This is a genomic window from Bradyrhizobium sp. SMVTL-02, assembly GCF_051853005.1.
GTDB lineage: Bacteria > Pseudomonadota > Alphaproteobacteria > Rhizobiales > Xanthobacteraceae > Bradyrhizobium.
In genome coordinates, this window is sequence record NZ_CP182469.1 from 2,316,919 (window position 1) to 2,339,815 (window position 22,897).

The window sequence follows — 22,897 nt, forward strand, 5'->3', positions numbered from 1 at the left end:
CGAAGGGCGACGGCCCGGCTGCTGCATCTCGGCCGTGCATCCTTCGAGGCTCCCCACCCGACGCTTTGCGTCGCATTGCTCGCACCTCAGGATGTCGGGTTGGCAGTTGGCCCCTTATCCCAGCAACACCGCATCCGCCGCCGCGACCGACTCCGCGCTCTCCGTCACGGTGCGCTCGAGCGCACCGGCCTGCACAGTGATGTTCTCGGCGAAGAAACGCGCGAGCGAGACGTAGCGCGCTGCGTCCGTATTGCCGTCAGCCTTCGCGGCGAGAGCTTCGGAGGCCAGCATGCAGCCGCCGAGCGTCGCGCCGAACTGCTGCAAGTAAGGCGTCGCGCCGGCCAGCGCCTCGTTCGGTGCGGACGTCACGCGCTCCAGCAGCCATTTGCTGGTGCGCGTCAACGCCTCCAGCGCCTCGCGCAACTTGGTGCCGGTGGTGCCGAAAGCGGGATCGTTGGAAGCTTCGACCTGCTTGACGATGGCCGAGAGCTCGTCGAGCAGGGCCCACACGGCAGCGCCGCCATTGGCGGCGAGCTTGCGCGTGACGAGGTCGATCGCCTGGATGCCGTTGGTGCCCTCGTAGATCGCGGTGATGCGCGCGTCGCGATAATGCTGCGCGGCGCCCGTTTCCTCGATGAAACCCATGCCGCCGTGCACCTGCACGCCGAGATAGGCGACCTCGTTGCCAATGTCGGTGGAATAGCCCTTGGCCATCGGCGTCAGCAGCGCCGCGCGCGCGGCCGCGTCGGCGCGCACCTTCGGATCCGTCGCGCGGATGGAGACGTCGAGCGCGACGGCGGTGGCGTAGCAGATGGTGCGCGCGGCAGCGGTCTGCGCCCGCATCCGCATCAGCATCCGCTTGACGTCGGGATGCACGAAGATCGCGTCCGAGCCTTCGCCCTTCTTGCCGATGGCGCGGCCCTGCTTGCGCTCCTGCGCATAGGCGAGCGCCTGCTGATAGGCGCGGTCGGCGACGCCGACGCCCTCGAGGCCAACGCCGAGCCGCGCCTGGTTCATCATCGTGAACATGCAGCGCATGCCCTGGTTCTCTTCGCCCACCAAAAAGCCGATCGCGCCGCCATGGTCGCCCATCGTCATGGTGCAGGTGGGCGAGGCATGCATGCCGAGCTTGTGCTCGACGCCGCTGGCGAAAATATCGTTGCGTGCTCCGAGCGATCCGTCTGCATTGACCATGAATTTCGGCACGAGGAAGAGCGAGATTCCCTTGGTGCCGGCGGGCGCGTCGGGCAGGCGCGCGAGCACGAAATGCACGATGTTGTCGGTCATGTCGTGCTCGCCATAGGTGATGAAGATCTTCGTTCCCTTGATGCGATAGGTGCCGTCGGCCTGCTTTTCGGCGCGGGTGCGCAGCGCGCCGACGTCGGAGCCGGCCTGCGGCTCGGTCAGCTGCATGGTGCCGGTCCATTCGCCGGAGACGAGCTTTTCGAGATAGATTTTCTTCAGCTCGTCGCTGCCGTGGGCATCCAGCGCCTCGATCGCCGAGGCCGTCAGCAGCGGACAGAGACCGAAGGCGACGTTGGCGGCGCTCCAGATCTCGGTGCAGGCGGCGTTGATCGCCAGCGGCAGGCCTTGGCCGCCGAAATCCTCAGGGCCCGAGACCGCGTTCCAGCCGCCCTCGGTCCAGCGCTTGTAGGCGTCGGGCCAGCCCGGCGCGGTCGTGACCTTGCCGTCGTCGAGCTTGATGCCGTGCTCGTCGCCGACCTTGTTGAGCGGCGCCAGCACGTCGGTGGCGAACTTGCCGGCTTCCTCGAGCACGGCGGCCGCAATGTCGGCGTCGAAATCGCCGTAATGGCCGGCGTCCAACGCCGCCTTCAGGCCGGCGCCATGGTTGAGCGACAGCAGCATGTCAGAGATCGGCGCGCGGTATGTCATGGTTCACTCCCCGGAGACTGGTCTGGGCCGCGGTATTCCCATGAAATGCCGGCGGTCTCAACTGTCCGGACGCCGGACGGATCGGCTCCGGACAGGGGGTCTCCCGTCTGGACCCTATATAATGCTACATAATAGAGTGTGGCGCCGCCGATCCCGAGGCTGTGGTAGTTTGCCCCTCCAGGCGGTTGAAATGGCGTGCCGCACCCTATAGACCGACTGCGACCCGAGGGAATCTGCGGTAGCCGGTTCTTCCGTCGTCTCGAGGTCGCCTGATGGGGCGTAGCCAAGCGGTAAGGCAGCGGATTTTGATTCCGCCATTCGGAGGTTCGATCCCTCCCGCCCCAGCCAGCGGCTCAAGCTGTTGCGTTTCATTCGTTAAGCAGTTTCATCCTGGTCAGGTCTTTTGGGCGCGTTTGGAAACAGAGATTCTAGGGCGCGGTCCAGGCTGGAGCTAACCGGCCTGGCCGTGCTGGTTGCGAGGCTTCCATCCCAACCTATAACGCGGAAGCCGTCCGGGCAGGTCTGTTTTGCCCTCATCGTAGAATGGGCCGCCACGGCGAACGAAGCGGACGACCGCTCGAGATGCGCTTCTGCGGAATTGCAGCCGTGCCGCACTCCGCCCAGCCGGCGGCCTCGGGCGACGGTCGTTGCCCCTTCCATCGGGGACAATTACGGCTGCACATCGCGTGGCCTTCGTTTTCTTGGCCGACCGGAACGATGCAGACCCCGCACTTTCTGCTGTTGAAAAAGCTCCCCGCATACGTCTCGCAACCATTGGCTTGCCGGGTCGTGATGGAAGCGGGCATGCCAATATTGCTTCACCGTGAAGCCGGCGATCGCCAGCGGGCAGTCGAGCACGCGCAGTCCGTAGTAGTGAGCCAGCGTTTCGCCGATGTGCCTTGGAAGGGTGGCGATCAGGTCGGTCGTCCCGATGATTGCGGGTAACCCCAAAAAGCCGGGTAGCTCGAGCGCAACGTCGAGGACTATCCGCTGCTCCTGTAGCGCGTCCGCGAGCAACTGATGTCCGGTACCCGATCGAATGAGGACGTGCGCCTCATGCCTGAAATCCTTTGCGGTGATGCGGCCGCGGATTCGGGCATGTTTTGCGTTCGCCAGGCAGACCCAATCCTGCGGAAAGAGTGCCTGTTGGAAGTGCCCGGCGTCGAGGTCCGAGATGTAGCCGAGCGCCAGATCGGCCTCGCCGGACTGCAGCATTCGTGGCGTATCGCCGCCGATCTGCGCTGCCTCGATGCGGATGCCCGGAGCAACGCGGCGAACGTAGCCGAGGATGGCCGGAAGGAGCGTGATATGGCTCGCATCCGTCATGCAGATGACGAAGCGGCGCTTTGCTGTCGCCGGGTCGAACTCAGGACGAAGCTCCGCAAGACGACGCAGCATCTCCAACGCCTGCCTGGCCGTGCCGATGAGAGCTTCGGCACGCGGGGTCGGCAGCATTCCCTCCGCAGACCGAATGAAGAGCGGATCATCCAGCTCCTTTCGCAGGCGCGCCAGCCAGATCGAAATGGTCGGCTGGCTTTGACCGAGCTTTTCGGCTGCCTTGGTGACGCTGCCCGAGGAGAACAATGCGTCAAACAGCCGGAGCAGGCGCGGCTCCAGCAGGTTGGTCTCGGAGAGGTCCCGGTGCTTCATTGCGATCTTCAATAATGGATATAAGGACCATAGCATATCCAAATACGGAGCAGCCTGCTAGCACGCTTCCAATGCCAAGATGGGCGAGGGAGGAGCGTTCGGATGAGGATCTGCTTTATCGGCGCGGGAGCCCTGGGCTCGACCATCGGCGGCACGCTGGCGCGCGGTGGTGCCGAGGTTTGGTTGATCGACCCGTTTCAGGCTCATATCGACGCGATCAATGCTGCTGGTCTGCGGATGCTCGAAGGTGACGCCGAGACCGTGGTGAAGGTCTCTGCCTGTATCTCCGCGGACCAGGTCGGCGTCGTGGCGGACCTCGTCATCGTCCTCGTCAAATCCTATCACACGCGCGATGCGATCCGGGCGGCAGCGCCGATCATCGGGCCGCAGACGGTCGTGATGTCGCTTCAAAACGGTCTTGGTCACGAGGACATCCTCGCGGAGGAAGTCGGTCGTCACAGGGTCATGGCGGGCAAGACCTATGTTGGCGGCGTGCTGCTCGGCCCCGGTCATGTTCGCTCCGGAGTGGTCGGCAAGGAAACCATCGTCGGCGAGCTTGATGGACGCTTGACGGAACGCGCACAGCGGATTTCCGAGACGTTCAATCGTGCCGGCATTCTCACGCTGCTCAGCGACAACATCCTGGGCACGATGTGGGACAAGTTGTTCATCAACGTCGCCGGAGGCGGAATCACCGCCATTACCGGGCTGACTTATGGTGGTCTCTATTCGCTGCCGATCCTGGAGGATTGCGCGCTGGCCGCAATCTCGGAGGGCATCGCGGTCGCGCAGGCCGCCGGCGTGAAGATCTCGATCGCCGATCCGCGCCGGGCCTGGACGATGGCATCCGCTGGGCTGCCGCCCGAGTTCAAGACCTCGATGTTGCAGAGCTTGCAGGCCGGCAATCTGACCGAGGTCGATTACATTCACGGCTCCGTCGTGCGTTGGGGGGCGAAGTTCAATGTCCCGACTCCCGTCAACTCGACCCTCGTCGCGTTGATCAAGGGGCTCGAATACGCCCGCAGCGATTATCCAGGAAAGGCCTGAGACGATGTCGCTGCCGCGCGCCTATGTCGAACACGTCGCGATCCGCGTGCCGGACGTCGATCGTCACGTCGACTTCTTTCGTGAGGTGCTTGGTCTCACTATCCGCGACGAGCAACCCGCCGATGGTGCCCGCCCGCGTCAGGTATGGGTGCTCGGAAGCGTGCAGCTGATCGAGGATCCACATTTTGCCGGGCCAGAGGGGCGCCTCGCTCATCTCGGCATCATGGTCGACGATTACGAAGGTGTGCTCGCCCGTGCTGCGGCGTGGGGAGCCAAGGCACTCCCCGCCGGGCCGAACTGGCTCGAGCTGCCGGGCGGCCTGAACGTCGAAATCTTGCAAGCCAGTGCTGGTGCCGTGGAAGCGGCGCTGGCGATCAATCCACGGGCCTAAGGAACACGCGACATGACGGATGAGCGCTACTGGGACGATGCCAAGGTCGGGGACGAATGCGTCACTCCCTCAGTGACGGTTACCGAAACGATGGTGAATGCCTACGCCGAGCTGACGGGCGATTTCACGCCGGTCCATGTCGACGAGGAATACGCCAAGACCACACCATTCGGCACGCGCGTCGCGCACGGGCTGTTTGGTCTGTCGCTGGCAGATGGTTTGAAGACCCGTGCCGACTACCGCTTCCTTCCTGGAATGTCGCTGGGCTGGACTTGGGATTTCAAGCTGCCGATCAAGCTCGGCGATACCGTCCATGTGAAGTTCCGCGTTGGTTCAATGCGCGCCACGAAGCGGGAAGGGTGGGGCATCGTGGTGCTGCCCTCCGAGTTGATCAACCAGCGCGGCGAAGTTGTGCAGCTCGGCGAGCACCGGCTGATGATCCCGATGCGCCCGAAGACCAGCGCCGCAGGAGAGCAGGCATGACCGTGCAAGATCTGCCGCTCAAGGGCATTCGCGTCATCGACTACAGCCATTTCCTGGCAGGCCCCTTCATGGGCCGTTGCCTCGCCGCAATGGGTGCGGACGTCATCAAGGTGGAGCGTCCGAAGGCAGGCGATGCGGGCCGCGCCCATGGCTATTTCAAGGAGGGACAATCCGGTTACTTCCTGCAGCAGAACATGGGCAAGCAGGGGTTGTGCATCGACCTGCGCGATACGCGTGGCCTCGACCTGATGATGAAGCTGGTCGACACGGCCGACGTCTTCATCGAGAACTACCGCCCCGGCGCACTCGAGCGCCTCGGGCTTGGCTACAAGGCGCTCTCGGCACGCAATCCCGGGCTGATCTACTGCTCGGTCTCCGCCTATGGTCACACGGGTCCCTATGCCGACCGTCCGGGCTTCGGTCTGATCGCAGAGGCGATGTCGGGCGCTCTGGCGCAACTGGGCAATCCCGGCGAAGCGCCGCCGCTGCTGCGCATGCCACTCGCCGACATGTATACCGGCATTCACGGCGTGGCTGCCATCAATGCCGCGCTGGTCGGCCGCGCGTCGTCCCGGCGCGGTCAACACATCGATCTGGCGCTGTACGACTGCATGGTCTCGATGCACGACTATGCGGTGCAGCGCTACTTTCTCTCCGGCGGGACCGACCTGCCGAAGCAGACCGGCAGCGGACAGCCGGACTCGACCGTCTACGGCGTCTTTCCGGCCAAGGACGGCAATCTCGTCATCGCCGCGCAAGTCGATGATGCGTGGCGGCGCTTGGCGACGTTGATCGGAGGAAGCGCGTTGGTATCCGACGAACGCTTCACCACGCCTGCCGGGCGCAACGACCATTATGCCGAAGCGATGGAGATTGTGCGCAGCTGGACGCTGTCGCAACCATCTCGGGACGCCTGTCTTGCGGCACTCGAGGAGGCAGGTGTGCCGTCGGCTCCCGTGCAGACGATCGAAGAGGTCGTGAAGGATCCGCAGATCCACGCGCGTGGCATGCTGGTGGAGCAGGAGCATCCTGTGCTCGGCAAGGTGACGTTGCCGAACCTGCCGTTCCGGTTCTCCGATTGCGACACCACCGTGCGTACTCCGGCGCCGCTGCTAGGCCAGGACAATCGCCGCATTGCCGCCTCGCTGGGAGTGCCGGCCGAAACCATCGAGGCGATGGTGCGTGACGGCGTTCTCTACAACGAAGCCGCAGTGCAGGAGTGAGCCATGAGCGATCGTTACGCGGTGATCGGCAATCCGATCGGCTTCAGCAAATCACCTCTCATCCACGGCACTTTCGCCAGAATGACGGGGCAGGACCTCGTCTATGAGGCGATTGAGGGTCCCCTCAATGGCTTCAGAGAACGGGTTGATCAATTCCGGACGGAGGGCGCCAAGGGGCTGAACATCACTGCCCCGTTCAAGCTCGATGCCTTCGCCTACGCAAACGAGCTTTCAGAGAGCGCCGACCGAGCTGGCGCCGTAAACTGCCTGAAGTTCGACGGCGATCGGATCATCGGCGAGAATTTTGACGGGATCGGCCTTGTGCGTGACATCACCACCAATCTCGGTGTAAAAATGGCCGGCCAGCGCGTCCTGATCCTCGGTGCCGGGGGCGCGGCGCGTGGCGCGCTGCTGCCGTTCCTGCGCCAGGAGCCGTCCGAGCTGGTTCTCGTCAACCGAACACTGTCGAAAGCAATTGCATTGGCTGAAGAGTTTGCCGGTTGTGGTCCCCTGATCGTCAGCGGCTATGCCGAGCTGGCCGATCTTGCCGAGGGCTACGACGTCGTGGTCAACGCGACATCGGCCAGCCTGCGCGGTGAAGTGCCGCCGCTTCCAGGCAATGTCTTCCGCGGTGCGGAGCTGGCGTACGAACTTGCCTACGGCAAGGGATTGACCCCCTTTCTGCGAGCGGCCCGCGCCGAAGGTGTAGCCAAGCTGGCCGACGGCGTCGGCATGCTGGTCGAGCAGGCGGCCGAAGCTTTTTCCTGGTGGCGCGGCGTTCGACCGAGCACGGCTGAGGTCATCGCCGAGCTGACTGTCCCTTTGAGCTGACGGCGCCATGCATCAGAAGTCCAGCTTTCTCGTCGGCCTGATCGGGAGCGGCATCGCCGCGTCACGCACTCCGCCCATGCATGAGGCGGCCGCTGACGCTGCGGGCATCCGCTATCTCTACAGGAAGATTGACCTGACCGAGTTGAAACTTGGTGCCGAAGCGCTGCCGGAATTGCTGACGGCGGCAAAGCGGATGGGCTTTGACGGGCTGAACGTGACCCATCCCTGCAAGCAGGCGATCATTCCACTCCTGGATGAGCTTTCGCCTGACGCGGAGGCGCTTGGTGCCGTGAACACCGTGGTCGTGAGGAATGGCCGAATGATCGGCCACAACACCGACTGGTTCGGCTTCGCCGAGAACTTTCGCCGCAACATGCAGGGTGCATCGCTCGGTCGTGTCGTCCAATTCGGCGCCGGCGGGGCAGGCGCGGCGGTCGCTTTCGGGCTCATGAAGCTCGGCGTGCGGGAACTAACCATCATCGACGTCGACTCGGCCAAGGCGCAGAGTTTGGTGGATAGCTTGTCCCCCCGATTTGCAGAAGCGCGCTTGAACGTCGGCCAGGATGTCGCGGCCGCCGTTGCTGCCGCAGACGGAATTGTCAACGCGACGCCGATCGGCATGGACAAATATCCGGGCACGCCGCTGCCGACGGCGTTGCTGCGTCCCGATCTGTGGGTCGCCGAGATCGTCTACTTCCCGCTGGAAACCGCCCTGCTGCGCGCGGCGCGCGCCCTCGGCTGCCGCACCGTCGATGGTGGTGGCATGGCGATCTTCCAGGGGACCGAAGCATTTCGCCTGTTCACGGGCATCTCACCTGATCCAGCCGTCTTCTTCGCCACCTTTGCGTCCTTGGGCGGGTGACACCCGGCCGTTGGGCGAGCGGCACGCACAACGCCCCAGAGGAAACGCAAGATGGGCTATACGCTCGATTTCTCGGTGGTTTGGCATGCGATGCCCGCCTTGCTGTGGGGGTGCGTGGGCACGTTGGCCCTGGCGCTGGCCGGCATGGCACTCGCAATGGTGATCGGTGTCGCCGGCGTCGCAGCACGCGATGCCAAGGCGGCTTGGTTGCGTGCTCTCGTAATCGGCTTCGTCGAGATCGTGCGCAATACGCCTTTCCTGGTGCAGATATTCTTCCTGTTCTTCGCCCTGCCGCTGATCGGATTGAAGCTCAATCCGACGGCCACGGCCGTCATCGCGCTCGGTGTCAATGGCGGTGCCTACGCCATCGAGATCATCCGCGGCGGGGTGCAATCCATTCACAAGGGACAAATAGAAGCCGGTTACGCGCTCGGCCTGCACAAAGGGCAGGTATTCCGGTTCATCGTGCTCAAGCCCGCGCTTCGCGCGATCTACCCATCGCTCACGGGGCAGTTCATCATGCTGACGCTGACCTCATCGATCTGTTCGGCGGTATCGGCCTACGAATTGACGTCGGTTGCGCAGCGCATCGAAAGCGACACGTTCCGCAGCTTCGAGGTCTATTTCTCCGTCACCTTCCTCTATCTCGCGATCTCCTGGCTGCTGATGCTGGGCTTCGCGGCCGTCTCCCACCGCTTCTTCTCCTATCCGACACGCTGAGGGAGCGATCATGACACCGCATTTTGGTCTTGCCGAGTTCGGCTTCCTGCTGCGTGGGCTGCAATGGACGGTGCTGCTGACGCTGGTCGCCTTTGTGGGCGGCTGCACGGCTGGGCTGGCCGTCGCATTGCTCCGCACCTGTGGTCACAAGGGCGTGGAATGGGTCACCCGCATCTACATCGGGATATTCCAGGGCACGCCGCTGCTGCTGCAGCTCTTCGTCGTGTACTACGGATTGGCGCTCACCGGGCTGAAGCTCGACGCCTTCGTCGCGGTGGCGATCGGTTTCACCGTGAATGCCTCCGCCTTCCTGGGTGAGATCTGGCGCGGCGCGATCCAGGCCGTGCCGCGCGGCCAGACCGAAGCGGCGATGGCGCTTGGCCTGCACTATTCGTCCCGCATGCGCGACATCGTGCTGCCGCAGGCGATTCGCATCTCGCTGCCGGCGACCATCGGCTATCTCGTGCAGCTCATCAAGGGCACGTCGCTCGCGGCCATCGTCGGCTTCATCGAACTCGCCCGCGCCGGTCAGATCGTTTCGAACCAGACTTTCCAGCCGTTGCTCGTCTTCGGCGTGGTCGGCGCAATGTATTTCGTCCTCTGCTGGCCACTCTCGTGGTGGGGCAGTCGGATGGAGGCCCGGCTGGCCCTGGCCAGTCAAAGGTAGTATGGCGCACCTGCCCAGTCAAATACAGCCATCACCAGGAGGAGGAATCCCAATGTTGTTTTCACTCAATCGTCGCCGTTTCGGCATGGCGCTGCTGACGCTCGGGGCAATTGCCGTCGCAGGCCAATCGCAGGCGGGCACCCTGGAAGACGTGAAGAAGAAGGGCGTCGTCGTCATCGGCATTCAGGGCGACAATCCTCCCTGGGGCTATGTCGATAGCTCGGGAAAGCAGGACGGCATCGATGCCGACATGGGGCGCGCCTTCGCCGAATATCTCGGCGTGAAAGCCGAGTTCGTCCCGCTGGCGGTGGCCAATCGAATTCCGGCGCTGACCACAGGCCGGGTCGACATTCTGTTTGCAACCATGGCCATGCTGCCCGAGCGTGCGAAGGCGGTCCAGTATTCCAAGCCGTATGTTGCCAACGAGATTACGCTTGTCGCCGCCCAGGCAACCCCGATCAACAGCAACGCCGATATGGCCAAGTTCGTCATCGGCGTTCCGAGGTCTTCCACGCAGGATACTCAGGTGACCAACAACGCCCCGCCCGGGACCGAGATCCGCAGATTCGACGATGACGCCGCCACCATCCAGGCGCTGCTCTCTGGCCAAGTCCAGGCAGTCGGCGCCAATCTGTTTTATCCGCAGCGCCTCAACGCGGCAAAGCCGGAACTGGGGTTCGAGCCCAAGCTTCACTTCACCGCTCTTTACAACGGCGCTTGCACACGACTGGGCGACAAGGAGTGGAACGAGGCAGCCAACAAGTTCATCGACGAGATCAAGTCGAACGGCAAGTTGGCCCGTTTCTACGCCAAATGGATGAAGGTCCCGGTCCCTGTCTTCCCGGACTCCCTCCCCGGCGTTCCCTTCACCGTCCAGTAACCACCGCGAGCGGCCGACGCGATCCGCGTTGGCTGCCGCCCATCGGCGGAGACCAGCATGCAGGACCAGATCCTGATCGAAATGAAGGGCGTGCAGAAGTGGTACGGCGCGTACCAGGCTCTCCGCGACGTCGATCTCACCGTGCGCAAGGGCGAGAAGATCGTGCTCTGCGGTCCATCCGGGTCGGGCAAATCGACGCTGATCCGCTGTATCAACCGCCTCGAGGCGATCCAGCAGGGCAGCATCGTGGTGAACGGTCATCGGCTTGACGACAGCATCAAGGCTATTGATGTCGTACGTCAGGACGTCGGCATGGTCTTTCAGAGCTTCAACCTGTTTCCGCATATGACGGTCTTGCAGAATTGCATGCTCGCGCCCATTCGCGCGCGCCGCATCGGCAAGACCGAGGCGGAAACGATTGCGCGGAAATACCTCGAGCGCGTGCGCATCGGTGACCAGGCCGAGAAGTATCCGGCTCAGCTTTCGGGCGGTCAGCAACAGCGCGTCGCGATCGCGCGCGCGCTCTGCATGCAGCCCAAGGTGATGCTGTTTGACGAGCCGACCTCGGCGCTCGATCCCGAGATGGTCAAGGAGGTGCTCGATACGATGATAGGCCTTGCCAACGACGGTATGACCATGATTTGCGTCACCCACGAGATGGGCTTTGCCCGCCAGGTTGCCGACCGGGTCATCTTCATGGCGGAAGGCCAGATCATCGAAGAAGGCGCGCCCGACGCTTTCTTCCGCAATCCCCAACACGCCCGCACCAGGCAATTCCTTGGCGAGATCCTCGCCCATCACTGAACGGAGTTCTTCGATGAGTCGCCTTGTCTACGTCCTCAACGGACCAAATCTCAACTTGCTCGGCAAGCGCCAGCCCCACATCTATGGTCACGAGACGCTTGCGGACGTGGAGCGGGACTGTCTAGCGTTGGCTAAAGAGCTTGGCCTGGAGATTCGCTTCCATCAATCCAACCGGGAATACGAGCTGATCGACTGGATCCACGAGGCGCGCGAGACGGCTGCCGGGATCGTGATGAATCCTGCGGCTTTCACCCATACGTCAGTCGCCATCCTGGATGCTTTGAACACGTTCGAGGGGACAGTGATCGAGGTCCATATCTCCAACGTGCACAAACGCGAGGAATTCCGTCACCACTCGTTTGTCTCCAAACGGGCCGATGGGGTCATCGCAGGCTTCGGCACGCAAGGTTATCTGCTCGGCCTGCGCCGCGTGGCCAAGCTGCTTGATGAGAACAAGGGATAGCATCGGATGAGTGTACCCGTCCGCCTCTCGGTGATGGGAGCGGGCCTCATCGGCAAGCGACATATCGAACACATTCTCGCGCGGCCGGAGGCGGCACTGTCGTCGATCGTCGATCCGGCGCCCGCGGCCCGAGAGCTGGCAGTTTCGCACAAGGTGGACTGGTTTCCGTCCTCCAGGACATGCTCTCCGGAAACGGCGGGAAGGGGTGGCTGTCGCCCCCCAACCAGATGCACGCGGCCAACGGCATGGATTGCATCGTGGCTCGCGGCCGCGGCCCGTGGTGAGCGGGCATGAAGGGCTGAAGACCCTTGGAGTGATCGACGCGGTCAAACGCACGGCGGAAACGCGAGATTTCATATCGGTCCCACGCCGTGGTATCGGCGCCTGGAAATGTTCGCGTCCGAGATTCGCAGATGCCCGCACGAACCTTCAACGGCTCTTCATGTGCAAATAATCTGGATTGAAGTCACCAAGTCGCTTGAGCTCTCCCCAGTTCAGAACGATCAACTTGCCGTCGCGGAAATCCATGCTACCCGACGAACGCAATTGTTGAAGTGCGCGGTTGACCGAGGCGATCGCCATGGCGAGTGTCTCGCCGAGCTGGGGCAACGTCAGCGGAATCGAGCATCTGTTCCCGTCGTTGAGCTTGGAGAGGCGTGCCCGATAGAAGAGTTCGCAGAACAGATGCGCCATTCGGGTCGGCTTGAGCCTCGCGCTGTTGTTCGTGATGGCTTCCCGAAAGATTGCGGCATCCAGCAGCGTTTCTCTCCAGATGGCGATACCGAGCGAGGGACGTCGCTCGAAAGCCTTCAGGATTTCCTTGTGCGGTATGAAGGCGACGCACGCGGGACCAATCGAGCAAAGTGCATGATCCATTCTCTCGATGAAAAGCCCCTGTGCATCGGGCAGATCGCCCGACATGTGAAACGACAAGTATTGTCGATGCCCTCCTTTGAGGAGGTGATAGCGGGCGATCATTCCAGATACCACCAGAACCGCGTGTTTCGGATGGTCTCCCTGATGAATGAAGTCTTCATCGGGTGACAGCTCCTTGGTGGTCAACGAGAAGCTGCCGATTTCCGCAATGTCTTCCTCCCGGAGCCGTGAATGCTCCTTCAGGTTACGTATCAGCGTCTCGTGTGGGCGGTCCATTGCTCTCCAAACTTTTCCTCCGGACCCGTATCACCTGATACGACGGCGCGGTCCTCGCCGATCTAAACTCGGAATGTCTCTCGAAGTTTCCATGATTGAGTAGTCGGCCAGGAGAGTCGTTTTGTTCTCGGTGATGAGATCGCCAGTTGCGCTTCCGCACCATCAAACAGGGAGTCGCAATTGCCCATCAACTCGCTCATTTCCGGGAGTGTCGATTTGACTCCAGAGCAGCGGCACGTTCTCGAACTCGCCTTCAGGCGCACTCTACGCAAGCTTAACTTGGTAGATCGCAACGATCCGATCTGCGAGATCGTCGCGCGCAAGGTCATTGAGGTCGGAGCCACGGGCGTGACCAATGCTGTCGCGATCTCGGAGATCGCCTTTCGGGAGCTTCGTCCTTCGTAATCCGCCTCGGTTGGGCGGGTACCCCGCGCTGGCTCAAGTCGGCTCGGGATATCGAAGGCTCGGGCTGCGAAGCGTGCAACGCATGACTGCCGCATTGCAGCAATGTCGCACATCCCGCCCGCCCGCGGGGCCTCTGCCCCCAGGCCGCAACAATTACCGCCGCTTTCTCTGAAAAGCTTAACATTCCTGAATCGCAAAGCCGAAAGAACCACGATAAACTGGGGCTTTCCAGCATGGGGGCATCTCATGTTCGACACGGCCACCACCGCGCTTTTGCGCGCGGTCCTTGATGAAGTCTGCGAAGAGGTCTCGCAGCGCGAGATCGGAACACGTACGCACGTCGCCTCGAAGATCCTGGAGGCTGCAAAAAGGGGCGAGGTCCGTCCCGAGGGGCTCAGGCAGATCGGCCGTGACGCTCTCTCGCACGCGCCCACGATGTGGCGCTGATTGATCCGGAGCGGGCGCGTGAATTTCCAGGTGACGGTCCTGAAGATCCTGGCGAGCTATCCGGATGGCTTCGCCGTCATGGAGGATCTCAAGCGGGACATGGCCATCCTGGCGACCAGCGGCCGCGATTGGGCTGACCGGACCAGGCGCCTCGCGGCACGGGTGCCGGATCTCGACATCTTTTCACAAGGACTGGTCGAACGCATAAGCGGCGGGTGGAGGCTGACGTTCAAGGGGCGGGAAGTGCTTGAATTGATGGAAGCCCGCCCGGCCGCGCCCGAACCGGTCCAAGCGCCTTTCGTCGGGGAGCCTCCGGCAACGATATTGGCGTCGGCGCCCGTGCCGCCGCTGCCGCAGCCGGCCGATCGTGCCAGGCGCCGCGAACGCCACCAACGGCGTCGGGAGGCGCGCGAGCGGGCTAGGGCGAACGCCTCGTAAGATAAATTTGCGAACAAGAAAAAAGCCGCCGGCGTTTGTAGACCGCGCCGGCGTGTGCATCGACGTCGACGCCGTGGTCTCCCAAAAGCACGATTTGGTTCTGCGGCGACTTGCTGAAGGGGTGACCGCGAACGGCCGCGACACGACTTATCCCGTAGCGTGAGATCGTGCGCCGACGGCGTCAGGCGGCGCGAAGGAGCGAGCGGCGCTTCTGGCGGAGGTAACGTGTGATCTCCGGGAGCGGCATCGCGTTCAGCACCCTGTCCGGAGGCACCCCGCCCTTGCGCGCCATCTCAACGCCCCAGTGCATGTGGTCAAGCTCGGGGATCGAGTGGGCGTCCGGGTTGATGCTCATCATGCAGCCGAACTCAAGGGCCGCTTGGTGCCAACGCCAGTCGAGGTCGAGGCGCCACGGATGGGCATTGATCTCGACGACAACGTCATGCTTGGCGCATGCGCGAAGGATCTTCTCGATGTCGATTTCGTAGCCGGGCCGCCGCTGGAGCTGCCGTCCGGTCATGTGGCCGATGATGGTAGCGTGAGGATTGGAGATGGCCCGAAGCAGGCGCTGCGTCTGTGCCTTGCGGTCCAGCTTGAAACGGCCGTGGATGCTCGCGACCGCGAAATCGAAGCGCCGCAGCACGTCGTCCGCATAGTCCAGCGACCCGTCGGCCAGAATGTCGGATTCGATACCTTTGAGGATCCGGAAATCCTCGCCGAAGCGCTTGTTCAACCGGTCGGCATCACGATGCTGCTGCGTGATCTCGTCCACGGAGAGACCGCCCGCATAGTGCGCGGACTTGGAGTGGTCGGCGACGCCGAAATAGTCGAAGCCGCGCTGGCGGGTTGCTTCGGCCATGGTTTCAAGCGTCTCGGTGCCGTCGGAAGCATCGGTGTGGCAGTGGATTATTCCGCGGAGATCCTCGTCGGTGACGAGCTTCGGCAGCTTGCCCTTCAGAGCCAGTTCGACCTCGCCGCGCCCCTCCCTGAGTTCGGGGTCGATGAATGGCAAACCGAGGGCGCGATAGATATCGGCCTCCTCGCCGGCGACCAGGGTGCGGCCCTCGTGCAAGCCGTCGGCCTCCAACCGCATTCCTTTCTCCGCGGCCAAAGATTGAAGTTTCTCGATGTGAGCAGCGGAGCCGGTGGCGAAGAGAAGGGTGGCGCCGAAATGTCTGCGGTCGGACAGGCGGATCTGCAGTCCGTCCGCTGCGGTCGCTTTCGGCGTCTTGGCGGCCTTGGGAGCTTCCGCAACGATCGTGAGGTCGCCAACGAGCTCGCAGCCTCGGCGGAAATCGCCAGCGATCGTCACGCGCCTGAGTTCCGGCCGAGCCTTGCGCACCGACTTCTCTGCGTGCGCGAGCAGGGCGGCGGCACGGTGAAGGTGGAGGCGGCCCTCTCCGCTTTTCGCGATAGCCAGGTTCTGCAGAATCTTGCTCTGCAGCGCAGCGCCCAGTCCTTTGGCCTTCTTGATGCGGTCGTCTTTGGCGGCTGCCTCCAATTCGGCGAGCGAGGCGATCCCGAGATCCCTGTAGAGACGCAGCACTTTTTCTGGGCGCAGACCGGGCACGCCAAGCATCTCGAGCACGCCCTCGGGTGTCTCCTTCCGCAGCTTTTCAAGGCTTGGATGAGTACCCGTCTTGTGAAGCTTGGTGATGATGTCGGCGATCGCCTCGCCGACGCCGGGAATCTCCGTCAGCCGGCCTTCGGCGACGAGCACATGGAGTGGGACCGCGAGGGCTGCCAAACTGTCGGCGGCGCGCGCATAGGCCTTCGCCCTGTAGGGGTTGCCGCCACGCAACGCGGCGCGCTGTGCGTACTCTCGCAGGAGACCTGCTACGGCTCGCGAATCGAGGGAAGGCACTCAGCGAGCCTCCCGTCGCGCGCTCTGCGGCCCCGACAGGGCGGACCGACTTTGAGCAGTGGGGGCGTCTTCGGGATCCAGAGATCTCTCGAGCTTCTGCGCCGCCCGGAAGTCCTCAAGGTGCTGCGTGGCCATGGGCTGCCTCTTTATCGAGGAGAATCTCAATTCGGCTGGCGACCAGCTGCAGATGCTTCATTCTGCCCTGCGGCATCCATCGAGCCAAGGAACTCGAACGACGTAGCCCCGAAAGTAGTCAAACGCGTCCGACATGATGTCGTTCAACGCCACCTCTCGCCTAAAGTTCGGTCACCCGGGCGCCTCTGGCCGAATGGCGAAGCGGAACCTGCGAATCCTTCCTGGCGTTGCCGCGGTGCCAACATGAGGAATCAGCATGGCAAAGTCGAAAAAGCAGACGACGCGCGGCCGCAAGCAGGACCGGGCACGGGTCGCGGGCGGACAGCCTTACGAGGTTCGCTACGAGGCGAAGAAGACTGGCCGCTCGGCGTCCGCGGTGAAAAAAGCGGTCAAGAAGGTAGGCAGCAGCCGCAAGAAGGTTGAGCGGCGCCTCGGCCGGTGAGGAGGCCGTTCGGCCATCGCTCGTCAGGAACGACCCTACCCCCGTCGATGGGGTCAGTGATCAGTCTTCGGTGCCGTCACTTGTTGCCGCGACTAAGCTCCAGCGAGCGCCCCCGGCGGGCCGGGGCGTTCGCTTTTTGTGTCGGATTCACAAATGTGAATCCCTCCGGGATCGTTTTTTGGGATGAAGCGGTGTTTGCCGACGTTTGCCGACCAGACAGCGGCAGACCCCTCGGTCCCAGCTCGTTTTTCGATCCGGAAAAACCTCCAGGCTGGGGCCGATGTGGTCCGCCGGCGAGGCGGCCGGCGCTCACAGGGGCGACGGGAGTAATGGCCGGGGCGGCTCGGCGGCAAGCCAGCCGAGTGCAATGACATCCCGCCGGGGTTCAATTCCGCCCGGTGTCCTCCGGGCGCACCAACTCGTGCTGCTTGCAATATATTGCTGCCCCGCGTTACAATCTCCCCGTGCCTTGAGGCACGTGATATTGAGAGTTGGGACCCGCGATTATGTGCTCGCTGGGTCATTGCAGTTCAGTCTGTTTTTGAGAGCTCATTTTGCAAACGCATTTGGAACGCCCATGTCCTGTAAAGCACTCGTCTCGGCTTATGTACGTTTGAGGAACCAGCAGGCGCTCGAAGATATGCGACGTCTTCGGCGTGAATTGCTCCAGGTTGCTTCCGCCTCTGCGTTGGAGCACATCCAACGTGATCTCAAGTTGATCGAGGAGGGGCTGGAACAGTTGCGCAGATTGCGCCAAAGGCCGCCAACGAACAGCGCCGCGAGCGCTCGGTTGCATCCGGAGTGAGGGCACTCCCGTCCGAGGTACGCCGGTTGCTCCATCGCCGGTGACCTTTCTGTGGTGCAGGTTGTTGCGCCTGGGCTCGCATTCAGCCGTGCCTGGCCCGGGAACTTTGGCCCCAGCTCGCTCCCTCCGGCCCGAGTTGGGGCCTTCCGCAACTGAAAAAGCCCCGTGATCACCCACAGCAACGGCAGTGCTGCAGTGGACGCCATGACGCTCGAGTTGATGAACTGTTGGCCGGTGCAGACGTTCCAGATTTTTGCAATCAAGGATTCTTGCCGTGCCCCATGCAGTATTGGTCGTGGATGATGACCCGGACGTGCTCCACGTGATCGTCAGCATGTTGGAAGACCTGGGCTGCGAAACGGTCAGCGCGAAGAGCGGCGACGAGGCGTTGCACACTCTAAAATTCAACAACGAAATCTCGATACTCATCACCGATATCAACATGCCCGGCATGGACGGTCATGAGCTGGCCGAAAGGGCCAGGCGTTTGCGACCCGAACTCAAGATCTTGCAACTGTCCGGTCGGGAGCGACGGCGCGATGGGTATCCCATGATCAGGAAGCCCTTTGATGAGCAGGACCTCGCGCGGGTCATGCACGAAACCATGGGAGCGTGCTGAGCGTCGACCCCATCCACAGCCGCGGCCGCCTTGTGGCTATCGATATGTCCGTTCGGCTTAAGTGTTCATCGCCAGATTGATTACGGGAGTTCATCTTCCCATATGCGCCGGCGGCATCCTTGACATTGGAGGTAACGAACGTGGCAGTCCTTATGGGTCAAACACCTTGACCACCGTCAGCAAGCTGTCGCGGCAGTGTGGGCAGGTAAGTTCCGGTGCGGGCGGCTTTGCCATCGCCCCCTTATAATTCCAATGTCGTCAGGCTGGCATTGTCACAGGTTAGTCCCGTGGACGAATTAGGGCATCGCCTCGCCGCGCGCTGAGAGCTCCACGGAAGGTGCAGCTCCAGTCAGCGACGCCTAGTGCGTGTTCGATTTCTGCCATTTCTCGAGATCGAGCGGCGGCCGCTTAGGATCGATCTGGTCCTTCTCCGGGTTGCCGTGCCATGGCTTATCGGTCTGCCTGTGGGTGGGCATGTCCGTCTGCTGGCGCGGATCGTCGAGCGGCGTCTCTCTCGGGTCGTTCTCGGCTGCCTTTGGCATGTGTTCCTCATCGATTGTGTTGGAGAGCGGTCAAGTTCTGACCAACCGTCCGAAAAGTCAGTCGTTCCAGCTCGTGCGAACTGCAGCCAACGATTGCAGGAACGACCGCCGCGCCGGCTCATTTCCTCCGGTGAACGCGCAGGATCGCAAGCCCTGGAAAGGGACGGCGCGAGCCCGATGCAGCGGTGCCGAGAGCTCCAGCCAACACTCCGGGAACGCAGGTCTCCGGCGGAGGCGGGAGAGCGCGATCAGCACCACACGCATGACGACCGCCACGGGCGTTGATGGCCGCGACCTGCCACAGGCGGACGAGAACGGAGAGAGACGATGCGGATGACCAGCCTGGGACTCGCGCTGATTGCTATCCTCTTGAACGCTTCCATCGGTCCTGCTTCCGGGCAGGGTGGAGGAGGCGGGGGAGGTTCGGGCGGATCCGGTGGCGCCGGGAGCGCGAGCGGCACAGCGGGAACCGGAAACGCTGCCAGCGGCGGCACCTCGGGAGCCGCGAACCAAAGCAGCGGCACCACATCAGGCACGGTTAATTCCACAAATCCTGCCGACGCGGCACGGGGCACGACGGCGCCTGGCACCAACGGCGCCGGAACGGCTCAGTCAGGCGGCGGCAGCGGCCCCAGGGGATCGACCACCGTCGGTCGGCCCGGCAACCTGGCAGGCGGCGCGAGCAGCGGCCGCATCGACGGGACGACGACGCCCGGTCCGGCGCTGCAGGGCGACGATCAGATTCGCACCGAGAACTCGCAGAACTCCAAGGTCGATCGCAAGATCAAGAGCATCTGCAAGGGGTGCTAAGGGCAAGTTCAGGACGCCGGCTGCTCCGGCGTCCAATCCAGGTCTGTGTCGTCGTGAGGTTCACGATCAGGAGCGCACGGCCGATTTTCAAATCGTCCTCGAGCACCGCCTGGCCATCGTCGTCCTCAAGCGTGCCGGAGATAACCGATGGTTGAGTTCAGGCTTCCGAAACATTCGCGTATTGAAAAAGGAACGGTGTGGCCCAGGCCCGCCGGAAAGGCGCTGCGCGAATTTCAGGTCTATCGCTGGAATCCGGACGATGGCCGCAATCCCAGGCTCGACACCTATTTCGTGGACACGTCGGATTGCGGGCCGATGGTGCTGGATGGCCTGATCTGGATCAAGAACAACATCGACTCGACCTTGACGTTCAGGCGCTCCTGTCGGGAGGGCGTTTGCGGCTCCTGCTCGATGAACATCGCGGGCCAGAACACGCTCGCCTGCACCAAATCCATGAGCGAGGACGTTGTACACGGCGAGCCGCTGCGCGTGCTGCCCTTGCCGCATCAGCCGGTGGTGAAGGATCTTGTACCGGACCTGACGAATTTCTATGCGCAGCTCGCCCTGGTCGAACCCTGGCTGCAGACCACCTCGCCGGCGCCGCCGAAGGAATGGCGGCAGAGCCACGAGGACAGGGCCAAGCTGGATGGTCTCTACGAATGTATCCTCTGCGCCTGCTGCTCGACGTCGTGTCCCAGCTACTGGTGGAATTCCGAGCGCTTTCTCGGCCCGGCGGCTCTGATCCAGGCTGCACGCTGGATCAACGACAGCCGCGACGAGGCGACGGGCGAGCGCCTCGACATGCTCGAAGACCCCTTCAGGATCTATCGCTGTCACACCATCCTCAACTGCGCCAAGGCCTGTCCGAAGGGGCTCAATCCCGGAGAAGCAATTTCCGCCCTCCGCCTCAAGATGGTGGAGCGGAAGTTCTGATTGCGGCGGCCACGATCCACCGCAGGAACCATGGCCAATGCGTCGACTTGTCAACCCGTTGGAGAGGTCCGATGGGAAACAAACAGTTCGCCGCTTTGCCGTTTCGTCTGGACAATTCCGAGCTCCGCGTGATGCTGATCACGACCAGACGCAAGCGCAGGTGGAGCGTCCCAAAGGGCTCACTGATCCGCAATACGTCGCCACATCGCACGGCCGCGCTCGAAGCCTACGAGGAGGCGGGCGTGATGGGCGTCATCGCAAAGCGCGCGTTGGGCAGCTTCAAGCACCGCAAACGCAAGGGCGAGCGCACGCGGACCGTGGACGTCGCCGTCTTCCCGATGAAAGTGCATGGGCGCGAGCGCTGGTGGCCGGAGAAGGGCGAGCGCGAGGCGATCTGGGTCTCGGCCGAGATGGCGGCGCGTCTGGTGCACAAGGCCGAGCTGCGGCAGCTGATCAAGCGCTTCGCGGCGCAAACGGAGAAGGGCGGGCTCGTGTCCTGAGCCCATCAGCGGCAGGGCATTAGGAACGCGCGGACGATCCCGTCATTCAAGCTTAGATGAACCAGCGGCCGACCGGTCTCGTATCCGAAGAGCGCCCGCCACACGAAGTCCGCTGCGATCAGGCGGCGTTGTGCGATCCTCTTTGCCGGTGCGGGCGCCTCGATGGCGGTGGGGCCACCATTGCCCCGGCTGATGGCGTTGCCGCCGATGAGGCCTGGTCAAGTTTCTCCGCGACATCCATCAGTGCTCGATACTGACGGCTGACGCCGTTCGCACGAGACCGCATCACTTTGCCCGGCGCACGCTGCAGATGCCGCCCCGGCTGTCAGAAAGGCTCGCGGCATGCTGCATGTCCTGGAAGCCAGCTTGCCATCTTTGGGCCATCGCGGACTCCGACAGATCGAAGGATTTCTCGGGGCCGGCCTCTTCCAGGCCGGGCCGGTAGCTCAGGAGATGGACGAAGTCTTCGCGCGCCAGTCCCTGGAGCTCGGCGCGAAGCTGGCGAGCTTCCAGCGCGTGGCGCAGCCGCTGGAAGGTCTGGTTGCCGAAGGTGAGATCGCTCTTGCGTTCAGCTGCGGATTCGAGGCCGTCAGGGACCTTGCCGTCACGGGCGAAGAGATCGATGATAAAGATGCTGAGTGGATCCTCGCTTTCGAGCATCGGCTCGAATGGCGCGTTCAACGAGAAGCCGCCGTCGACGAGCCAGCGGCCGTTGATTTGGACCGGCGCGAACTCCGGCAGAAATCCGCAGCTGGCCAGGATGTGATCCATTTCGATCCGGTCGGACGACGAGTCGAAGAGCACGGCATCTCCGCTTTCGACGTCCGTGGCACAGACGGTGATGCGCGGCTCGCCCGCGTTCAGCCGTTCGAAATCGATCAGCCTTTTCAGCCGCTCGCGCGTCGGGCCGAGATCATAGAGGCCGCCGAAATGAGCCGTCGGAATTGGAAGCCTCGGATGAAAGAAGCCGGGATGGCCGAACAGCCGCGTGCTGATCGAACTTAGCCAGGCGAACGGATGCCGACTGACATTGGCCCATGTCGAGATCTCACCGGCACCATGCCAGTAGCTGCGCAAGCCCTTGAGGCGATCGGGCCCGGGGCTTCCCGCGATCAGCGCCGCGCTGATCGCGCCCGCCGACGAGCCGGCGACCCAATCGACCGGCAACGCCCGACAAGCGAGTGCCTCGAATGCCCCGCCATGATAGGCACCGAGCCCGAGGCCACCGGAAAACACGACCGCATTGATGGGCCTGTTCGATGCCGTCACGTCGTTCGGCCGGACACGGCCGCGCTCAGCCGAGGCATGGAAACCGCTCACCGATATCCCCGGTAGCGGCGCGCATAGGCATAACGCGGATTGATGCCGCAATAGGCATTGGTTCCCGACGCGCTGGCCATGCACTGCGCGTAGCTGGCGAACTGACAATTGCCGGGATAGCCCCAGATCCGGCCCTGCAGGCAATAGCGATCCTGCGCGAGGGCAGCGGTCGACGCACCAAGGCTGCCATCAGCGAGAGCGCTGCGGCAGCCATGAGCAAACGATGTTTCATTACAAATCTCCAATCTAGACAATGAACGTTGCCTTCAGGCCGGCGTTCCAAAGCCGCACTCTCATCGCGCTCAGTGTTTAAGTTGAAAGCGAAAATGTCTCACATCGCTCGCCCGCCGGCCGCCCTCGGCGGCCCGCTATTTGACTACAGCTCAGCGCATTCGTCACGGGCCGCTCGTTCATCTGCGCCACCTGACTGCGCTGTCGGGCCGCGACGGCCCGAGCACCGGCCCTTGGCCCAGGGGCTCGCACCCGCCGCGGAACGTGAACGTCCCATTGCCGTGTTTGGTGTCTTGCGCCTCGCGAGCTTCAACAGCTCCCCGCATTTGGACTTATGTGG

General features: G+C 63.0%; 26 protein-coding genes and 1 tRNA gene. 20 read left to right on the forward strand and 7 right to left on the reverse strand.

Going from position 1 to position 22,897, the window contains the following annotated elements; translation table 11 throughout:
• Positions 1-114: 114 nt before the first annotated feature.
• On the reverse strand, positions 115-1,893 hold the full coding sequence (locus ACNJYB_RS10810) for an acyl-CoA dehydrogenase (protein WP_439373939.1): 1,779 nt from the start codon (positions 1,891-1,893) through the stop codon (positions 115-117).
• 273 nt (positions 1,894-2,166) lie between these two features.
• Between ACNJYB_RS10810 and ACNJYB_RS10815 the strand changes: the two genes are divergently transcribed.
• Positions 2,167-2,241, forward strand: a tRNA-Gln gene (locus tag ACNJYB_RS10815).
• Between the two features lie 321 nt (positions 2,242-2,562).
• Here the strand turns inward: ACNJYB_RS10815 and ACNJYB_RS10820 are convergent.
• Complete coding sequence (locus ACNJYB_RS10820; protein ID WP_439373940.1) at positions 2,563-3,543, reverse strand: LysR family transcriptional regulator; 981 nt, start codon at positions 3,541-3,543, stop codon at positions 2,563-2,565.
• Between the two features lie 102 nt (positions 3,544-3,645).
• Here ACNJYB_RS10820 and ACNJYB_RS10825 point away from each other — a divergent pair, with 102 nt between their 5' ends.
• The 11 genes from ACNJYB_RS10825 to aroQ are packed head-to-tail and all read left to right on the forward strand — an operon-like array spanning position 3,646 to position 11,914.
• The gene (locus ACNJYB_RS10825; RefSeq protein WP_439373941.1) at positions 3,646-4,590 is read left to right on the forward strand and encodes a ketopantoate reductase family protein; all 945 of its coding nucleotides are present in this window, start codon (positions 3,646-3,648) and stop codon (positions 4,588-4,590) included.
• A 4-nt stretch (positions 4,591-4,594) separates the two neighbouring features.
• Positions 4,595-4,981, forward strand: a complete 387-nt coding sequence (locus ACNJYB_RS10830; protein WP_439373942.1) for a VOC family protein — start codon at positions 4,595-4,597, stop codon at positions 4,979-4,981.
• A 12-nt stretch (positions 4,982-4,993) separates the two neighbouring features.
• Positions 4,994-5,464, forward strand: a complete 471-nt coding sequence (locus ACNJYB_RS10835; protein ID WP_439373943.1) for a MaoC family dehydratase — start codon at positions 4,994-4,996, stop codon at positions 5,462-5,464.
• On the forward strand, positions 5,461-6,687 hold the full coding sequence (locus ACNJYB_RS10840; protein WP_439373944.1) for a CaiB/BaiF CoA transferase family protein: 1,227 nt from the start codon (positions 5,461-5,463) through the stop codon (positions 6,685-6,687). The genes ACNJYB_RS10835 and ACNJYB_RS10840 overlap by 4 nt, the downstream gene beginning before the upstream one ends.
• A 3-nt stretch (positions 6,688-6,690) precedes the next feature.
• Positions 6,691-7,518 carry a shikimate dehydrogenase gene (gene aroE / locus ACNJYB_RS10845; RefSeq protein ID WP_439373945.1) on the forward strand — a complete coding sequence of 276 codons (828 nt, stop codon included), beginning with the start codon at positions 6,691-6,693 and terminating at the stop codon, positions 7,516-7,518.
• Between the two features lie 7 nt (positions 7,519-7,525).
• The gene (locus ACNJYB_RS10850; RefSeq protein ID WP_439373946.1) at positions 7,526-8,380 is read left to right on the forward strand and encodes a shikimate dehydrogenase; all 855 of its coding nucleotides are present in this window, start codon (positions 7,526-7,528) and stop codon (positions 8,378-8,380) included.
• 51 nt (positions 8,381-8,431) lie between these two features.
• Entirely contained in the window at positions 8,432-9,100 is a 669-nt protein-coding gene (locus ACNJYB_RS10855; RefSeq protein ID WP_439373947.1) for an amino acid ABC transporter permease, read from the forward strand.
• 10 nt (positions 9,101-9,110) lie between these two features.
• Positions 9,111-9,767 carry an amino acid ABC transporter permease gene (locus ACNJYB_RS10860; protein ID WP_439373948.1) on the forward strand — a complete coding sequence of 219 codons (657 nt, stop codon included), beginning with the start codon at positions 9,111-9,113 and terminating at the stop codon, positions 9,765-9,767.
• 52 nt (positions 9,768-9,819) lie between these two features.
• Complete coding sequence (locus tag ACNJYB_RS10865; RefSeq protein WP_439375525.1) at positions 9,820-10,647, forward strand: transporter substrate-binding domain-containing protein; 828 nt, start codon at positions 9,820-9,822, stop codon at positions 10,645-10,647.
• Between the two features lie 57 nt (positions 10,648-10,704).
• Positions 10,705-11,451, forward strand: a complete 747-nt coding sequence (locus tag ACNJYB_RS10870) for an amino acid ABC transporter ATP-binding protein (RefSeq protein WP_439373949.1) — start codon at positions 10,705-10,707, stop codon at positions 11,449-11,451.
• A 13-nt stretch (positions 11,452-11,464) separates the two neighbouring features.
• Positions 11,465-11,914, forward strand: coding sequence for a type II 3-dehydroquinate dehydratase (gene aroQ, locus ACNJYB_RS10875; RefSeq protein ID WP_439373950.1), 450 nt, complete (start codon positions 11,465-11,467; stop codon positions 11,912-11,914).
• Positions 11,915-12,343: 429 nt separating this feature from the next.
• Here aroQ and ACNJYB_RS10880 read toward each other — a convergent pair whose 3' ends face one another.
• On the reverse strand, positions 12,344-13,066 hold the full coding sequence (locus ACNJYB_RS10880; RefSeq protein ID WP_439373951.1) for a Crp/Fnr family transcriptional regulator: 723 nt from the start codon (positions 13,064-13,066) through the stop codon (positions 12,344-12,346).
• A 180-nt stretch (positions 13,067-13,246) separates the two neighbouring features.
• Between ACNJYB_RS10880 and ACNJYB_RS10885 the strand changes: the two genes are divergently transcribed.
• From ACNJYB_RS10885 to ACNJYB_RS10895, 3 genes are all read left to right on the forward strand, one after another.
• Positions 13,247-13,471, forward strand: a complete 225-nt coding sequence (locus ACNJYB_RS10885) for a hypothetical protein (protein ID WP_439373952.1) — start codon at positions 13,247-13,249, stop codon at positions 13,469-13,471.
• A 246-nt stretch (positions 13,472-13,717) separates the two neighbouring features.
• The gene (locus ACNJYB_RS10890; protein ID WP_439373953.1) at positions 13,718-13,918 is read left to right on the forward strand and encodes a hypothetical protein; all 201 of its coding nucleotides are present in this window, start codon (positions 13,718-13,720) and stop codon (positions 13,916-13,918) included.
• Between the two features lie 18 nt (positions 13,919-13,936).
• Positions 13,937-14,356 carry a hypothetical protein gene (locus ACNJYB_RS10895; RefSeq protein ID WP_439373954.1) on the forward strand — a complete coding sequence of 140 codons (420 nt, stop codon included), beginning with the start codon at positions 13,937-13,939 and terminating at the stop codon, positions 14,354-14,356.
• A gap of 181 nt (positions 14,357-14,537) precedes the next feature.
• On the opposite strand, the gene ACNJYB_RS10900 is transcribed toward ACNJYB_RS10895, so the two are convergent.
• Positions 14,538-16,220 (reverse strand): helix-hairpin-helix domain-containing protein, encoded by a 1,683-nt coding sequence (locus tag ACNJYB_RS10900; RefSeq protein ID WP_439373955.1) that lies wholly within the window; start codon positions 16,218-16,220, stop codon positions 14,538-14,540.
• Positions 16,221-16,611: 391 nt separating this feature from the next.
• Here ACNJYB_RS10900 and ACNJYB_RS10905 point away from each other — a divergent pair, with 391 nt between their 5' ends.
• Both ACNJYB_RS10905 and ACNJYB_RS10910 read left to right on the forward strand, forming a co-directional pair.
• Positions 16,612-16,797, forward strand: coding sequence for a DUF3606 domain-containing protein (locus ACNJYB_RS10905; protein WP_439373956.1), 186 nt, complete (start codon positions 16,612-16,614; stop codon positions 16,795-16,797).
• A 1,079-nt stretch (positions 16,798-17,876) separates the two neighbouring features.
• Positions 17,877-18,221: a response regulator gene (locus ACNJYB_RS10910; protein WP_439373957.1), complete on the forward strand. Its 345-nt coding sequence runs from the start codon at positions 17,877-17,879 to the stop codon at positions 18,219-18,221.
• Between the two features lie 359 nt (positions 18,222-18,580).
• Here the strand turns inward: ACNJYB_RS10910 and ACNJYB_RS10915 are convergent, their stop codons facing one another.
• Positions 18,581-18,763: a hypothetical protein gene (locus ACNJYB_RS10915; RefSeq protein ID WP_439373958.1), complete on the reverse strand. Its 183-nt coding sequence runs from the start codon at positions 18,761-18,763 to the stop codon at positions 18,581-18,583.
• 327 nt (positions 18,764-19,090) lie between these two features.
• Here ACNJYB_RS10915 and ACNJYB_RS10920 point away from each other — a divergent pair, with 327 nt between their 5' ends.
• The 3 genes from ACNJYB_RS10920 (at position 19,091) to ACNJYB_RS10930 (ending at position 21,006) form a co-directional block, all read left to right on the forward strand.
• Positions 19,091-19,573 carry a hypothetical protein gene (locus ACNJYB_RS10920; protein WP_439373959.1) on the forward strand — a complete coding sequence of 161 codons (483 nt, stop codon included), beginning with the start codon at positions 19,091-19,093 and terminating at the stop codon, positions 19,571-19,573.
• A 147-nt stretch (positions 19,574-19,720) separates the two neighbouring features.
• The gene (locus tag ACNJYB_RS10925) at positions 19,721-20,506 is read left to right on the forward strand and encodes a succinate dehydrogenase iron-sulfur subunit (protein WP_439373960.1); all 786 of its coding nucleotides are present in this window, start codon (positions 19,721-19,723) and stop codon (positions 20,504-20,506) included.
• Positions 20,507-20,577: 71 nt separating this feature from the next.
• The gene (locus ACNJYB_RS10930; protein ID WP_439373961.1) at positions 20,578-21,006 is read left to right on the forward strand and encodes an NUDIX hydrolase; all 429 of its coding nucleotides are present in this window, start codon (positions 20,578-20,580) and stop codon (positions 21,004-21,006) included.
• Positions 21,007-21,291: 285 nt separating this feature from the next.
• On the opposite strand, the gene ACNJYB_RS10935 is transcribed toward ACNJYB_RS10930, so the two are convergent.
• The gene (locus tag ACNJYB_RS10935) at positions 21,292-22,326 is read right to left on the reverse strand and encodes a patatin-like phospholipase family protein (protein ID WP_439373962.1); all 1,035 of its coding nucleotides are present in this window, start codon (positions 22,324-22,326) and stop codon (positions 21,292-21,294) included.
• Positions 22,323-22,571 carry a DUF3551 domain-containing protein gene (locus ACNJYB_RS10940; RefSeq protein WP_439375526.1) on the reverse strand — a complete coding sequence of 83 codons (249 nt, stop codon included), beginning with the start codon at positions 22,569-22,571 and terminating at the stop codon, positions 22,323-22,325. Before ACNJYB_RS10940 ends, ACNJYB_RS10935 begins: the two co-directional genes overlap by 4 nt.
• Positions 22,572-22,897 lie beyond the last annotated feature (326 nt).

Excerpts from the sequence above, each read along its gene's own strand:
- ACNJYB_RS10810 (WP_439373939.1), bottom strand. The coding sequence starts at position 1,893 with ATGACATACCGCGCGCCGATCTCTGACATGCTGCTGTCGCTCAACCAT.
- ACNJYB_RS10820 (WP_439373940.1), bottom strand. The coding sequence starts at position 3,543 with ATGAAGCACCGGGACCTCTCCGAGACCAACCTGCTGGAGCCGCGCCTG.
- ACNJYB_RS10825 (WP_439373941.1), top strand. The coding sequence starts at position 3,646 with ATGAGGATCTGCTTTATCGGCGCGGGAGCCCTGGGCTCGACCATCGGC.
- ACNJYB_RS10830 (WP_439373942.1), top strand. The coding sequence starts at position 4,595 with ATGTCGCTGCCGCGCGCCTATGTCGAACACGTCGCGATCCGCGTGCCG.
- ACNJYB_RS10835 (WP_439373943.1), top strand. The coding sequence starts at position 4,994 with ATGACGGATGAGCGCTACTGGGACGATGCCAAGGTCGGGGACGAATGC.
- ACNJYB_RS10840 (WP_439373944.1), top strand. The coding sequence starts at position 5,461 with ATGACCGTGCAAGATCTGCCGCTCAAGGGCATTCGCGTCATCGACTAC.
- aroE (WP_439373945.1), top strand. The coding sequence starts at position 6,691 with ATGAGCGATCGTTACGCGGTGATCGGCAATCCGATCGGCTTCAGCAAA.
- ACNJYB_RS10850 (WP_439373946.1), top strand. The coding sequence starts at position 7,526 with ATGCATCAGAAGTCCAGCTTTCTCGTCGGCCTGATCGGGAGCGGCATC.
- ACNJYB_RS10855 (WP_439373947.1), top strand. The coding sequence starts at position 8,432 with ATGGGCTATACGCTCGATTTCTCGGTGGTTTGGCATGCGATGCCCGCC.
- ACNJYB_RS10860 (WP_439373948.1), top strand. The coding sequence starts at position 9,111 with ATGACACCGCATTTTGGTCTTGCCGAGTTCGGCTTCCTGCTGCGTGGG.
- ACNJYB_RS10865 (WP_439375525.1), top strand. The coding sequence starts at position 9,820 with ATGTTGTTTTCACTCAATCGTCGCCGTTTCGGCATGGCGCTGCTGACG.
- ACNJYB_RS10870 (WP_439373949.1), top strand. The coding sequence starts at position 10,705 with ATGCAGGACCAGATCCTGATCGAAATGAAGGGCGTGCAGAAGTGGTAC.
- aroQ (WP_439373950.1), top strand. The coding sequence starts at position 11,465 with ATGAGTCGCCTTGTCTACGTCCTCAACGGACCAAATCTCAACTTGCTC.
- ACNJYB_RS10880 (WP_439373951.1), bottom strand. The coding sequence starts at position 13,066 with ATGGACCGCCCACACGAGACGCTGATACGTAACCTGAAGGAGCATTCA.
- ACNJYB_RS10890 (WP_439373953.1), top strand. The coding sequence starts at position 13,718 with ATGTTCGACACGGCCACCACCGCGCTTTTGCGCGCGGTCCTTGATGAA.
- ACNJYB_RS10905 (WP_439373956.1), top strand. The coding sequence starts at position 16,612 with ATGGCAAAGTCGAAAAAGCAGACGACGCGCGGCCGCAAGCAGGACCGG.
- ACNJYB_RS10915 (WP_439373958.1), bottom strand. The coding sequence starts at position 18,763 with ATGCCAAAGGCAGCCGAGAACGACCCGAGAGAGACGCCGCTCGACGAT.
- ACNJYB_RS10920 (WP_439373959.1), top strand. The coding sequence starts at position 19,091 with ATGCGGATGACCAGCCTGGGACTCGCGCTGATTGCTATCCTCTTGAAC.
- ACNJYB_RS10925 (WP_439373960.1), top strand. The coding sequence starts at position 19,721 with ATGGTTGAGTTCAGGCTTCCGAAACATTCGCGTATTGAAAAAGGAACG.
- ACNJYB_RS10930 (WP_439373961.1), top strand. The coding sequence starts at position 20,578 with ATGGGAAACAAACAGTTCGCCGCTTTGCCGTTTCGTCTGGACAATTCC.